At 65.0% G+C, this 12,486-nt stretch carries 11 protein-coding genes and 1 pseudogene; 6 read left to right on the top strand and 6 right to left on the bottom strand.

The annotated features are described in order from the left end of the window. Nucleotides 1-218 precede the first annotated feature (218 nt). The gene (locus FFI87_RS16870) at nt 219-1,103 is read left to right on the top strand and encodes an alpha/beta fold hydrolase (RefSeq protein WP_012367155.1); all 885 of its coding nucleotides are present in this window, start codon (nt 219-221) and stop codon (nt 1,101-1,103) included. Nucleotides 1,104-1,147: 44 nt separating this feature from the next. Here the strand turns inward: FFI87_RS16870 and FFI87_RS16865 are convergent, their stop codons facing one another. The 3 genes from FFI87_RS16865 to FFI87_RS16855 are packed head-to-tail and all read right to left on the bottom strand — an operon-like array spanning nt 1,148 to nt 3,103. Next, on the bottom strand, nt 1,148-2,119 hold the full coding sequence (locus FFI87_RS16865; RefSeq protein ID WP_138849762.1) for a GGDEF domain-containing protein: 972 nt from the start codon (nt 2,117-2,119) through the stop codon (nt 1,148-1,150). Beyond that, nucleotides 2,116-2,742, bottom strand: a complete 627-nt coding sequence (locus FFI87_RS16860; RefSeq protein WP_012367157.1) for a chemotaxis protein CheC — start codon at nt 2,740-2,742, stop codon at nt 2,116-2,118. The genes FFI87_RS16865 and FFI87_RS16860 overlap by 4 nt, the downstream gene beginning before the upstream one ends. Next, entirely contained in the window at nt 2,735-3,103 is a 369-nt protein-coding gene (locus FFI87_RS16855) for a response regulator (RefSeq protein WP_006751668.1), read from the bottom strand. The genes FFI87_RS16860 and FFI87_RS16855 overlap by 8 nt, the downstream gene beginning before the upstream one ends. Before the next feature lie 467 nt (nt 3,104-3,570). Between FFI87_RS16855 and FFI87_RS16845 the strand changes: the two genes are divergently transcribed. Then, a complete protein-coding gene (locus FFI87_RS16845) occupies nt 3,571-5,811 on the top strand; it encodes a hybrid sensor histidine kinase/response regulator (RefSeq protein WP_138849764.1) in 2,241 nt (746 codons plus the stop codon). 45 nt (nt 5,812-5,856) lie between these two features. On the opposite strand, the gene FFI87_RS16840 is transcribed toward FFI87_RS16845, so the two are convergent. Next, complete coding sequence (locus FFI87_RS16840) at nt 5,857-6,411, bottom strand: NADPH-dependent FMN reductase (RefSeq protein ID WP_012367159.1); 555 nt, start codon at nt 6,409-6,411, stop codon at nt 5,857-5,859. Between the two features lie 366 nt (nt 6,412-6,777). On the opposite strand from FFI87_RS16840, the gene FFI87_RS16835 reads away from it, so the two are divergent. Together FFI87_RS16835 and FFI87_RS16830 are read left to right on the top strand one after the other, a co-directional pair. Further along, entirely contained in the window at nt 6,778-7,374 is a 597-nt protein-coding gene (locus FFI87_RS16835; RefSeq protein WP_138849765.1) for an RNA polymerase factor sigma-70, read from the top strand. Further along, nucleotides 7,355-7,594 (top strand): zf-HC2 domain-containing protein, encoded by a 240-nt coding sequence (locus tag FFI87_RS16830; protein WP_012367161.1) that lies wholly within the window; start codon nt 7,355-7,357, stop codon nt 7,592-7,594. The genes FFI87_RS16835 and FFI87_RS16830 overlap by 20 nt, the downstream gene beginning before the upstream one ends. 384 nt (nt 7,595-7,978) lie before the next feature. On the opposite strand, the gene arsC is transcribed toward FFI87_RS16830, so the two are convergent. Continuing rightward, complete coding sequence (gene arsC, locus FFI87_RS16825; RefSeq protein ID WP_041490116.1) at nt 7,979-8,335, bottom strand: arsenate reductase (glutaredoxin); 357 nt, start codon at nt 8,333-8,335, stop codon at nt 7,979-7,981. Nucleotides 8,336-9,282: 947 nt separating this feature from the next. On the opposite strand from arsC, the gene parA reads away from it, so the two are divergent. Beyond that, the gene (gene parA, locus FFI87_RS16820; RefSeq protein WP_006751663.1) at nt 9,283-9,945 is read left to right on the top strand and encodes a ParA family partition ATPase; all 663 of its coding nucleotides are present in this window, start codon (nt 9,283-9,285) and stop codon (nt 9,943-9,945) included. A gap of 23 nt (nt 9,946-9,968) precedes the next feature. Beyond that, entirely contained in the window at nt 9,969-11,030 is a 1,062-nt protein-coding gene (locus FFI87_RS16815) for a ParB/RepB/Spo0J family partition protein (protein WP_012365030.1), read from the top strand. Between the two features lie 94 nt (nt 11,031-11,124). Here the strand turns inward: FFI87_RS16815 and FFI87_RS16810 are convergent. Beyond that, nucleotides 11,125-12,443, bottom strand: a pseudogene (locus FFI87_RS16810) (replication initiation protein); the annotation flags it as partial. Nucleotides 12,444-12,486 lie beyond the last annotated feature (43 nt).

Raw genomic sequence — 12,486 nt, 5'->3', positions numbered from 1 at the left:
GGGGCGCCATCGGAAGCAAAGTGTCAAATTAGCGCGCTTCGGCGCAAAATCAAATCAGATCGGGACAAAATGTGGCCTGTACGAGACAAAAGGCCTTCGTTGCGGCAACCGGTGCGGGTATGCGCACAGTCGGCCCGCGTGTGCCGGCTTGAACGCGCGCGGTTTCGGCCACGCGCCTTCGTCTAAGATGAACATCTTTCTCGAAAAAAACGGACACCATGGAGACGAACGTAACCGCCGCCGCACCATCCGACCATCCCGTTTTCGTGCTGGTGCACGGCGCGTGGCACGGTGCGTGGTGCTATGCGCACGTCGCGGCCGCGCTGGCCGAGCGCGGCTACCTGTCGATCGCGCGCGACCTGCCCGCACACGGCATCAACGCCCGCTTTCCCGCATCGTATCTCGAACGGCCGCTCGACAAGGACGCTTTCGGCGCCGAGCCGTCGCCGGTCGCGAATACCACGCTCGACGATTACGCGACGCAGGTGATGGAGGCCGTCGACGACGCGTACGCGCTCGGCCGCGGCAAGGTCGTGCTGGTCGGCCACAGCATGGGCGGCCTCGCGATCACGGCCGCGGCGGAACGCGCGCCGGAGAAGATCGCGAAGATCGTGTATCTCGCCGCGTTCATGCCCGCGTCGGGCGTGCCGGGCCTCGACTACGTGCGCGCGCCCGAGAACAAGGGCGAAATGCTCGCGCCGCTGATGCTCGCGAGCCCGCGCGTCGCCGGCGCGCTGCGGATCGATCCGCGCAGCGGCGATGCCGCGTATCGCGCGATGGCGAAGCGCGCGCTGTACGACGACGCGGCGCAGGCCGACTTCGAGGCGATGGCGAACCTGATGACCTGCGACGTGCCGGCCGCGCCGTTCGCGACCGCGATCCCGACGACCGCCGCGCGCTGGGGGGCGATCGACCGTCACTACATCAAGTGCCTGGAGGATCGCGTGATCCTGCCCGCGCTGCAGCAGCGCTTCATCGACGAAGCCGACGCGTTCGTGCCAGGCAACCCGACGCACGTGCACCAGCTCGACAGCAGCCATTCGCCGTTCGTGTCGCAGCCGGCCGTGCTGGCGGGCGTGCTCGTGGATATCGCGAAAAGCTGAACGACGCGCGGCGCCGGCACGGCGCCGCAACGGTCACGCAGCGCTCACGCGTACGCGATCGACCGGTCGCGCCCGAGGCGCTTCGCGCGATAGAGCGCGGTGTCGGCCTCGTTGACGAGCACGTCGGGCGCCGCCACGCCCGGCGTCGCGCACGCGCCGCCGACGCTCGCCGTCACCGGCACGCTGACACCTTCCGCGTCGACCGGCGTGCTGCCGATCGCGTCGCGCACCTTGTCGGCCACCCGCATCGCCTCGTCGAGATTCGTGCACGGCAGCAGCAGCGCGAATTCCTCGCCGCCGAAGCGGCCGAACGTATCCTGGGAGCGCACGATCGACGCGACGCGGCGCGCCGTCTCGCGCAATACCGCATCGCCGGCCGCATGCCCGAACCGGTCGTTGATCGTCTTGAAGTGATCGAGGTCGAACAGCAGCATCGACAGGTCGCCGCCGTAGCGTTGCCAGCGCGCGAACTCGTCGCCGAGCCGCGCCTCGAAGAAGCGCCGGTTCGCGATGCCGGTGAGGCCGTCGCGGTTCGCATGCTCGCGCAGCTTCGCGACCGCTTCCTCGCGCTCGCGCTGCATCACGCTCACGTGCGTGACGTCCGAGATCGTCACGCAGACGGCCTCGACTTCGCGGCCGCGCGTGAGCGGCATGAACGTGCAGTCCTGCTGCATGTAGTCGACGCCGCCGGTGATCGGCCGGTCGTGCTCGAAGCGAAACAGGTAGGGCCGCTGCTCCCACGAGCTGAACGCGAAGCTGCCGAGCTGGAACACGCTCTCGAGCTTGCGTTCGAGCCACGCGCGCGGCAGCTCCGGAAAGCAGTCGAACAGGTTGCGGCCGATCACGTCGGCAGCCGGGATGCCGCTGTGGTCCTGCATGAAGCGATTCCACATCAGCACGGTCATCGAGCGGTCGAGCACGAACAGGCCGAAGCCCACCCGTTCGATCACGAGGTCGCTCAGCGACGCCGCGGTGGCGGTGGTGGTGGGGCGGGTAGTAGTAATAGTGGCGGTCATAGCGCGGACAGCAACGCGTCGAGCGAGTCGCCCATCAGCCGGATCGAATCCTCGGCCATCAGCATCACGAAATGTGCGCGGAACGCGTGATCCTCGAGTCCGAAATTCACTTCGAGCAGCAACGCGACGCTCCATGCGAGCACGTTCGGCTGGAACACGTCGTCGAACGACACGTTCGCGCCGAGCAGCCCGGGCGGGAAGAACACAGGCTTGCGGCCGAGTTCGTCGAGGATCGACGACACGCACGCGCTCATCAGCACGTTCGCGACATCGAACACGATCTCATCCTGCGTCGCCATGCCGGCATACACGCCGTCGCCGAACGTGCGGTCCATCAGCGACATGAGCCGCGCGACACCCGCGCTGCGGCACAGCACGATCGCCTCGCCCTTGATGTCGGAACGGAAGCCCTGGCGCACGGCCGTCACGTTTTCGCGGATGCCCGTCATCTCGCGCAGCGCGTCGCCCGCATCGGCGGCCTTCACGACGCGCACGCGCGGTACCGACAATTCGATGAAATGTCCGAGCAGCAGCGCGAGCCGTGCGGCGGCGCGCCCCATCGCGAGGTTGGCGATCTCCTGCAACGCGTCGCGTTGCTCCGCCGTGAACACCGATTCAGGCATACAACCCATACTCCTTGAGAATGGGCAGCAATGCCTCCGACGTCACGGGCTTGGCAACGAATGCGATCGCGCCCAACTCGCGCACGCGTGCTTGCGCCTGCGGCTGAATATCGGCGGATACCACGATCACGAACGTGTTCAGATCTTCGTGGCGCAGTGTCTCCAGCACCTGATAGCCGTTCAAGTCAGGCATCGTCAGGTCCAGAAACATCACGGAAGCTTTGCCGTCACGATAGAGCGCCAGCGCCTCGCGACCATTCGCCGCATACGCGACATCGACGTCCCAGTCTCCGGGCAGTGCCTTTGTCAGAAGTTTGCGAGCGAGCAAAGAGTCGTCGGCGATCACGATCGGCAAAGGCATGGCAGCGAAGCGGTATTCGGAATGGTCTCTCTCGCGTTAACGACCGCGCGGCGCGCTTCTTGAGGCGCCATGCAATCAAGCGCTGGCAGCCACCGTGCGGACACGCGCGGGCGCCGCGGCACGATGCACGCGACACACCGCGCCGCAAACGCCGGCGGGCGCATATATCTGTCATAGGGAAAGCAAGGCGCGATTCTCTGAGTAAACCGGAGGCGGTGCAACTCGCCATATTCACCATTTCGAACAAAATCGATCCGATCACCCGGCATTCCGAAAACAGCTGCGATCATTTTCGAGATAAGCACGCAAAATTTTTCTTTGTGTACGTTTGCGCTGCCGGATTCATAGCGTTTTCAAACTTTCGATTTACCCCTGTCGGAATCACCAGGTTGCCCCGCTGCGCCGGGTACGGCGGGTGGGCGCAACTCGTTTATGATTGAACACCGCAGCTTGACCCGCTCTCTTCAATGACGTCCGAACGTCCCGCCGACTCCCGCCCGCCCGCCTCCACGCCTGCCGACGACTGGCAGGATGGCGGCAGCTATTCGGCCGGCGCGCCCGAGCACGATTTCGCGGTCCGGCGCGTGACGCTGATCGTGCTGCTGGTCGCGGCGATCGTGCTGCCGTGCATCTACGTGTCGGTTATGGCGTACAACGACCTGAAGGCGCGCGAAGCCGCCGCGAGCGACGTGACGATGCGCACCGTGCGCGTCGCGGAGGAGCATGCGCTCAAGGTGTTCGACCTGACCGAGACGCTCGATGCGCGCATCGTCGACCTCGTGCAGGACATGGACGATGCCAGCGTGCGCCGCCAGGAATCCGACATCCACGAAGCGCTGAACACGATCGGCGGCGGCTATCCGCAGGTGGCCGCGGTGTCGATCTTCGGCGCGAGCGGCATGTTGCTCGCGAACAGCCTCTACTATCCGGCGCCCTATGCGTCGATCGCGAACCGCGACGACTTCGCCGGCATTCGCGACGGCAAGGTCATCGAACATATCTCGCGGCTGATGATGGGGCCGCTCAAGCTCGAGAACATCCCCGTGTTCAATACGGGCGTCGCGCGCCGTCATAGCGACGGTTCGTTCGCCGGGATGGTGTCGATCGCGCTGAAATCGTCGTACTTCAATTCGTTCTACCGCGAGCTCCTCGGCGGCGCGGCCACGCCGATGACGATGGCGCTCGCGCGCTCCGACGGCGCGGTCATCGCGTCGTATCCGCCGCCGCCGTCGCTCGCGCACACCGATCTCACGACCACGTTCGGCAACGAACGCAACGATCCGCGCGCGGGCATCGTGCGCGTGCGCCACGACGGCGCCAGCGAGATCGTCGCGTACCGCCAGGTCGGCAGCTATCCCGTGTACGTGACCTGCGCGTACCGCACGTCGGCGATCCGGCGGGAATGGTACGAACACCTGAGCGTGCTGGTCATCTCGATGTTCGCGCCGTCGATCGCGCTATGGTCGGTGATCTGGCTGTCGCTGAAGCGGCTGAAGGCGGAAGAGGAGGCGTGGGACCGCTGGCAGGCGGAGGCGTCGATGCGGCGCTCGATCGAATCGGCGTACCGGCAGTCGCGCAAGATGCAGGCGCTCGGCAACCTGGTCGGCAGCGTCGCGCACGATTTCAACAACCTGCTGATGATCATCTCGAGCAACGTGCAGATCGCGCGGCGGCGCGGCGTCCAGCATCTCGACAAGGAACTCGGCGCGATCGAACGCGCGCTGAAGAACGGCCAGTCGCTCACGCGCCAGCTGCTCGGCGTCGCGCGCAAGCAGCCGCTGCACAACGAGACGATCGACATCGGTCAATGGGTCGGCACGTGCCGCGAACTGCTGAAGACGTCGCTCGGGTCGAAGTCGTCGCTGGTCGTCGCGATCGAGCCCGGGGTGTGGCCGATCCGCGTCGATGTCGCCGAGCTCGAACTCGCGGTGATCAATCTCGCCGTCAACGCGCGCGACGCGATGACGATCGGCGGCCGCTTCACGGTCGGCGCGCGCAACGTGACGCTGCGCCGCGAGGACGGCTTTCCGCTGACCGGCGACTTCGTGCAGATCTCGCTCGACGATACGGGCGCGGGCATGGCGCCCGAGGTGCTCGCGCGCGCGTTCGAGCCGCTGTTCACGACGAAGGCGCAGGGGATGGGAACGGGGCTCGGGCTGCCGCAGGTGTTCGCGTTCTGCGAGCGCTCGGGCGGCCTGGCGACGATCGACAGCGCGGTCGGCGCCGGCACGTCGGTGCGCCTCTATCTGCCGCGCGCACGCGTCGAGGACATCGTCGCGCGGCCGCCGGCCGTCGCGCACGACACGAGCGCGCTCGCGGGCCTGCACGTGCTGCTCGTCGAAGACAACAGCGAAGTCGCTGCCGGCACCGAAGCGCTCCTCACGCTGCTCGGGCACCGCGTCACCTATGCGCCCACCGCCGACGACGCGTTGCGCCTGATCGAGGGCGCGGCCGCGAACGACGCGTTCGATCTGGTCATCTCGGATATCCACATGCCGGGCCGCCTGAACGGCATCGATCTCGCCGAAGCGATCGACAAGCGGCCGGGGAAGCTGCCCGTGATCCTGGTCACGGGTTACGCGGAGGAACTCGACCGCACGCGCACCGTCAACGTGCGCGTGCTGTCGAAGCCGTTCGACATCGCGCTGCTCGACGAGATCCTGCTCGGCATCCGCGAAGCGCGTGATGCGCGGCACACCGACACCTGACCCGCGGCACGCGGGCAGGCGCCGGCAGCGCGCAGGGTACGGCGATCAGGCGGACTTCAGCACGCGCACCCAGTCGACGTAGCGGTCGACGAAGCCCTGCAGGAACTTGCGGGTGTCCTCGCTGACGATCTGGCCCTGGTCGTCGATGCGCGCCGGGTCGTGCTTGATGAACATTTCCGGCTGCGCGAGCGTCTTCACGTCGAGATACGCGAGCACGTTGCGCAGGTGCTGCTGCGCGAGCGCGGTGCCGGTCGCACCCGGCGACGTGCCGAGCACGGCGCCCGGCTTGCCGGACCACGAGTTGTGCCCCCACGGGCGCGAGCCCCAGTCGATCGCATTCTTCAGCACGCCCGGAATCGAGCGGTTGTACTCGGGCGTGACGAATAGCAGCGCGTCGGCCGCTTCGATCGACTCCTTGAAGCGCTTCGCGACGTCCGGAAAATCCGCGTCGTAGTCCTGGCTGTACAGCGGCAGCTCGCCGATCTCGACGAACTCGAACGAGAAATCGGCGGGCGCGAGCGAGATCACGGCGTGCGCGAGCGCGCGATTCCAGGAACCGCGACGCAGACTGCCGACGACGACGGCAACACGATAGGACATGGCTTTCTCCTTCCGGTGAGTGAGGAATCGGATCGATTGATTCGAAACAGGCGACAAAGGTCTGTTTATAGGCAAGCCAGCCCGCGAACCGTCCCACGGGGCCGACCGCCCGACTTTCCACAAGGTTTTCCACAGAAATTGTGGATAACTCGACCGTTATGGTCTGATGTTACAAACCGCCCGCATCGCGATTTCGCGCCCCGCGACGCAAGGTTCCGGCAAGCATAGCGCAGCGCGCCGGCCGGCTTCATCAAATCGTGACGGAACATGCGTTGCAGCGCGGCGTCGCGCCCAGTAAGCTGCTCGCAGCGCGCCCGCCCGGTGGCGCACGCGATTGCTTTCGCTTCGTAAGGCTCCCGACCCGCCATGCCGTCCGCGTACGACGATCCTCCTTATCTCACGCAACTGCGGCGCGACCTGCTGCGCTTCGCGCGACTCCAGCTGCGCGATGCCGATGCGGCCGAGGATGCCGTGCAGGAAGCGCTGACCGCCGCATGGTCGCACGCGGGCGAGTTTGCGGGACGGTCCGCGCACAAGACCTGGGTGTTCGGGATCCTGCGCAACAAGCTGATCGACATCCTGCGCTCGCGGCAGCGGACGGTGAGCCTGTCCGCGCTCGATGCGGAGCTCGACGGCGAATCCGCGCTCGATCGCGAGCTGTTCAAGGAAAACGGCCACTGGGCCGCGCATACGAAGCCGCGCCCGTGGCCGCGCCTCGAGACGGTATTGCAGCAACAGCAGTTCTGGACGCTGTTCCAGGTCTGTCTCGATCACCTGCCGGAACACATCGGGCGCGTGTTCATGATGCGCGAGTTCCTCGATGTCGAGATCAACGACATCTGCACCGAACTGACGTTGACGACGAACCATTGCAGCGTGCTGCTGTATCGGGCGCGCACGCGCCTGCGCACCTGCCTCAGCGAAAAAGGACTGACGACCGAAGATGCTGCCGGGGAAATGTAGGGACGTGACGCGACTGCTGTCGGATGCGCTCGACCGGTCATTGACGCTGCATGAGCGTCTGCAGGTGCGCGTGCATCTGCCGGCCTGCAGCGGATGCCGCGCGTATCGCGGGCAGATCGCGATGCTGCGGACGGCAGCGCAGGCGGCGGCGGGGCGGGGGGTGGGAGATGGGGTCGGCGAGGATCGGGATGGGTCGTCTGCGGGGGACGGGCGGGGGTGAGTTGGCTGGGGCTGTGTCGTTCGCGATCACGCGTTGCGGCGGCCGCGGGGTTGTTCTTGTCGACGTTGATGGGTTGACGCGGGAGGTCGCTCGGGTCGCTCGGGTCGCTCGGGTCGCTCGGGTCGCTCGGGTCGCTCGGGTCGCTCGGGTCGCTCGGGTCGCTCGGGTCGCTCGGGTCGCTCGGGTCGCTCGGGTCGCTCGCGGTCCATCGAGTGTGGCGCCGGTGCCGGTGATGCGCGTGAGGCCGGCGGCAATGTATGAATGCGGCGAGTCGATCCGCGGCGCTCGGTGTTGTCACTGCGAGCCACTGCGCGAGAATTCAGTCGATCAATCCGGCACGCTCGCGCCGGACTGACGCAATAAGAAAAATACGCCGAATAACAATTACTCGAACAGCGCACGCACCGATTCGGGCGGCCGGCCGATGGCTGCCTTGCCTCGATACACGACGATCGGACGTTGCAGCAGAATCGGATGCGCGGCAATCGCTTCGTAGGCCTCCGCATCGGTCAGACTCTCTCGGGCCAAATCCAGCGTCTTGTACGGCTCCTCGCCATCGCGAAGCATGTCGCGCACCGGGCAACCAAGCTGACGATGCAGCGTTTCCAGTTCCTCGACCGTGGGGGGCGTCTTCAGATACTCGACGATATGCACCGGCGTGCCAGTGGTGTTCAGCGCCTCGACCAGCGCGAGCGTCTCGCGGGACTTCGAGCAGCGGGGGTTGTGATAGATCGTGATCATCATTCAGGCCAGGATGGGAGAGGCCCGTATTGTAGCCAGTCTGGTTGGGGGCGTTTTCATGCGGTGCCGGCGCGCGTGAGGAACGGGAAATTGAATGCTCGGGTGACGTGGGGAGCACGTCGGTAGTGCCGCGGAGCCCGTGATGCCCGTGATGCGTTTATGCGCATAAAGTGCATGGCGCGGAGCGATACGTGAGTCGTCTTCGCGCTCGAATGGCGCAGGGGAATTGCACAACGTATCGCTATGGCGTGCGCGGGCTACGACCCGGAGGACCCGCTGTCCGGTTTATCTGTCGCTCGGTTTATGCGCATAAAGCCGTCGCTCCCCGGGGTGGGGCAGTCGACTGATATCGCAGTCGGCTCCTGAAAATCTAGGCGTCGACTCATCAGCGAGGCGATACGCGATGGTGTTCGGGGCATCGTCGTAGGGCGACTTTTACGCTTGCGAGCCGACGGGGCGACCACGAATGGTCGCAGATCCTCTCGATGGTTTATGCGCATAAAGGCCGGGAGCAATCAATGCAGTGTTGCTCCAAACGACGCGTATCCCGTCGCCCTGAGCAACGCATAGTTGATTGTTCGGGCTCGCGCTCAAAGCAAGGACCCGAGTCGTAGATGCTCTCCGGTGCGCAGAAGTTTATGCGCACAAACTCCGCCGCCGTCTCGGCTGCGCCCCCTCTCGACAAGCGGAAGGGCAGGCCCTGATACATCTCAACACAGCATCTCGAACGCGCTGCCGAGACGTGGACCTGCGTGAAGCTTGCTCCACCACTCATCATCGACGCCGGCAATCTCGCCTCTAACCATTGCCGCCATCCGGCGTCCCTCCTTCGTTGATGCGCATAAACCGATAGCCCGAATGGCCAATGCGTAGTTTGTGAACGACAATTTCATTGAAATATAAATATCGTCCTGTAGAATTCCAACGACCAAAAACAGGAGTGAAAATTGGCCGCGGAAATCATTGCAGTCACTCAACAAAAAGGTGGCGTCGGCAAAAGCACGATTGCCATGCATCTCGGCGCGGCATTCCATGAGAAAGGGAAGCGTGTCCTCGTCATCGACGCCGACGGTCAAAACACACTGATTCACTGGTCGAGCGCATCGGGTGACAGCGACGCCGGCATTCCTTTCCCGGTCGTCAACCTCGCTGAAGCCGGCGGCCAAATCCATCGCGAGATCAAGAAGTTCATCAACGACTACGACATCATCGTCGTCGATTGCCCGCCGTCGATCACCGAGAAGGTCTCCGGCGTCGTGCTCCTGGCCGCATCAATCGCCGTGATTCCGACTTCGTCGTCGCCGGCCGACTACTGGTCGAGCGTCGGGCTGGTCAAGCTGATCCAGCAGGCGCAGGTGATGAACGAAGACCTCCGTGCCGTCTTCCTGCTGAACAAGACCGAAGAGAAGCGCATGCTGACCCGCGAACTCAAGCGCGCGCTCGAGGAACTCGGCTTCCCGTTGTTGAAGACGCAAATCCCGACCCGGGAAGCGTACAAGCAAGCGATGGCGCTCGGGCAGACCGTGCTGCAGATGAACGACCGCGGCGCCAAGCTGGCCGCCGCGGAAATCCGCGCATGTGCCGACGAAATCGTCGCCATGCTGCCCTGACTTTATGCGCATAAAGGAGTCACATGAAGCCCTCCCAATTTGCAAAAGGATTCCAAGCGCGCCCGGATATCACGACGAGCGAGAAGCGCACGGCGCTTGATCGGCTCAATGCCATCGACGGCATCGTCAAGTCCGACACGGCCACGCCGGCCCCGACGAAGTCCGCCAAGAAGGACATCACGCCGCCGCCGGCTATGGAAGTCCTGCTCGATCCGTCGGTCGACGAATCGCCGCAATATCGCGCGTGGCGCCTCGAGAATCGCTATGCGCCCGGCCAGGTGATCGAACTGCCGCTGAAGGCAATCAAACATAGCCCGTTCAACCCGCGGCACTTCTATCTGAAGTCGTCGATTGCCGAGCTCGCGGTCAACCTCGCGAAGCAGGGGCAGCAGCAGGCGATCCACGTGATTCCGGACTACGACAATCCGGGTACGTATTTCGTCAGCGACGGCGGCCGTCGCGTGCGCGCGCTGAAGGAAGCGAACAAGGAGTCGGTGAAGGCGATCGTGATCGACGTGCCGATCGGGATCCAGAGCTACAAGCTCGGCTACGACCTGAACGTGCAACGCGATTCGCAGACGGTGTTCGACAACGCCGTCGTGTGGCGCCGCTTCCTCGACGACAAGCACTTCCAGAGTCAGAAGGAACTGTCCGAGCATCTCGGCCTCGACGAGTCGACGGTCGCGGTTGCGCTGTCGATCGGCAAACTGCCGGAAACCGTGATGCAGGAGATGGTCGCGCGCCCCGATCGCTTCGGTTCGAACATGGCGTATCAGGTCGGCCGTTATCACAATGCGCGCGGCACCGAGGCGACGCTGCGGCTGATCAACAAGATCGTCTCCGACGATCTCAGCACGCGCCAGGTATCGGACATCGTCAAGGGCCGCGTCGCGGCGCAGGAGACGCCGAAGCCGGCGGGCCGCCAGCGCTATGCGCAGCGTCTCGAGATCAAGCTTGGCGGCAAGTCGGTGGGCGACCTGAAGTCGTATGGCGAAGATCGCATCGAACTGCGCCTGCGCGGCCTCCCGAAGGACAAGCGCGACGCGATCCTCGAGCAGCTCGAGCGGATGCTGTTGTCGGAGTGACGGAAACGGCCGGCAGGGCCTGGCGATGCGCCGGGCCCACCGAGGTTGGGCGGGCGGCCGGCGGCGGCCCGTCAGAGGGCCTGAACGGGCCTCAGGCGGCCCGCGATTGATTCAGAGTGAACGACAGCAGGTCGCCGTCGGTCGGCTCGCCCCAGGTCTTCTGGGCCAGCCAGTCGAAAAATGCCGTCTCTGCGAGCTTCGAATCGAGGCCGCGCTTGCGCCAGTCGTCGCGCAGGTGCGAGCCCATCGTCGGCAACACTTCCGACTCGAACGACTCGCGCGCCACTTCGCGCTCCGCGTCGCCCTGCTCCTCGTACAGCACCTTCGCTTCCTTGCGGCGGAACGCCGAGAATTCGCTCAGCAGCCGCGCCTTCAGATCATCCGGCTGCGCCGCGACGGCCTTCGCGGCGGGCATGCCGGACGGCAGCGTGTCGACGGATTCGACCGGCGGCGCATAACCCTTCTTCAGCGCATCCTTGAACAACGCGGGCGCACTGCGCACCGGCGGCAGCGTCGTGCTGCGCATCCGCTGTTCGGTCATCTGCAGCGCGGCGCGAATCCGGTTTTCCTCGCTGTCCGCGTAGAGCGTCTGCGCTTCCTTGAGCGGAATCCCGAGCTTCACCATCCGGTCGACCAGCGTGCTGTCGAACACGTTCGGATGCTCGTCGAGCGCGAGCATCGGCTGCTTGCGCTCGGTCACGCGGAACTGGATCTCCGCCACCCGCCGCCCTTCACGATGCTCGATCAGCTCGACGAAGATGTTGGTGACCGCATTGACCTCGGCGATCGCCGGACGCAGATAGTCGCGCTTGAAGTACTTGTACTCACGCTTCGCCTCGTCACCGGCCTCCGTATCGGGGGTACCCGACAGGATCGGCCGCCACCATTCCCACGGCTCGCGCATCGTCAGGTGGCTCGGGTTCGTCAGGTAGCGCACGCAGATCTCGTAGAGCGCGAGACCGGCGCTGCTGCGCAGCTGGCTCTGGAACTGCAGGCTCAGACGCGCGTACTGGACCGGGTCGAGCAGCTTCTTCTTGATCTTCGGAGCGAACGAGAATTCGACCCACACGCGGCGGGTGGCCGGATCCTCGAGAATTTCGGCATCGGCGATCAGCGTCGAGATTCCCCACTTGCGGCCCGGCTTCTGGCTCGACGTCCCCGTGCTCCATTCGACCTGGACCGACACCATGCGGCGCAGGTGTTCCTTCACCAGTGCGGTGTCGTTCGAATCGAAGGCGGAATTGGCGACGATATCCGACAGCAGCGCGCGGTAGGTGTCGCCCGAGTCGTCGGCCTGCTGCGCGACGGCGAGCAGGACGTTGAACAGCTTGCGGGTAAGGAGAGTGATCTTGCCGCTTTTCGGCTGAATTGCGATCGCCTCGACGGCCTTACGCAATTCGGCTGAACTGGCACTCACCACATCCACATCGGTTTTCTTGGCGCGCTTCGTGGCCAT

The organism is Burkholderia sp. KBS0801 (assembly GCF_005937855.2).
Taxonomy (GTDB): domain Bacteria; phylum Pseudomonadota; class Gammaproteobacteria; order Burkholderiales; family Burkholderiaceae; genus Burkholderia; species Burkholderia ambifaria.
Note: the sequence above shows the minus strand (reverse complement) of the source record. Positions and strands in the feature narration are given on the sequence as shown.

What these genes read in the sequence shown, in the direction of transcription:
- FFI87_RS16870 (WP_012367155.1), top strand. Translation starts at nt 219, where the DNA reads ATGGAGACGAACGTAACCGCCGCCGCACCATCCGACCATCCCGTTTTC.
- FFI87_RS16865 (WP_138849762.1), bottom strand. Translation starts at nt 2,119, where the DNA reads ATGACCGCCACTATTACTACTACCCGCCCCACCACCACCGCCACCGCG.
- FFI87_RS16860 (WP_012367157.1), bottom strand. Translation starts at nt 2,742, where the DNA reads ATGCCTGAATCGGTGTTCACGGCGGAGCAACGCGACGCGTTGCAGGAG.
- FFI87_RS16855 (WP_006751668.1), bottom strand. Translation starts at nt 3,103, where the DNA reads ATGCCTTTGCCGATCGTGATCGCCGACGACTCTTTGCTCGCTCGCAAA.
- FFI87_RS16845 (WP_138849764.1), top strand. Translation starts at nt 3,571, where the DNA reads ATGACGTCCGAACGTCCCGCCGACTCCCGCCCGCCCGCCTCCACGCCT.
- FFI87_RS16840 (WP_012367159.1), bottom strand. Translation starts at nt 6,411, where the DNA reads ATGTCCTATCGTGTTGCCGTCGTCGTCGGCAGTCTGCGTCGCGGTTCC.
- FFI87_RS16835 (WP_138849765.1), top strand. Translation starts at nt 6,778, where the DNA reads ATGCCGTCCGCGTACGACGATCCTCCTTATCTCACGCAACTGCGGCGC.
- FFI87_RS16830 (WP_012367161.1), top strand. Translation starts at nt 7,355, where the DNA reads ATGCTGCCGGGGAAATGTAGGGACGTGACGCGACTGCTGTCGGATGCG.
- arsC (WP_041490116.1), bottom strand. Translation starts at nt 8,335, where the DNA reads ATGATCACGATCTATCACAACCCCCGCTGCTCGAAGTCCCGCGAGACG.
- FFI87_RS16815 (WP_012365030.1), top strand. Translation starts at nt 9,969, where the DNA reads ATGAAGCCCTCCCAATTTGCAAAAGGATTCCAAGCGCGCCCGGATATC.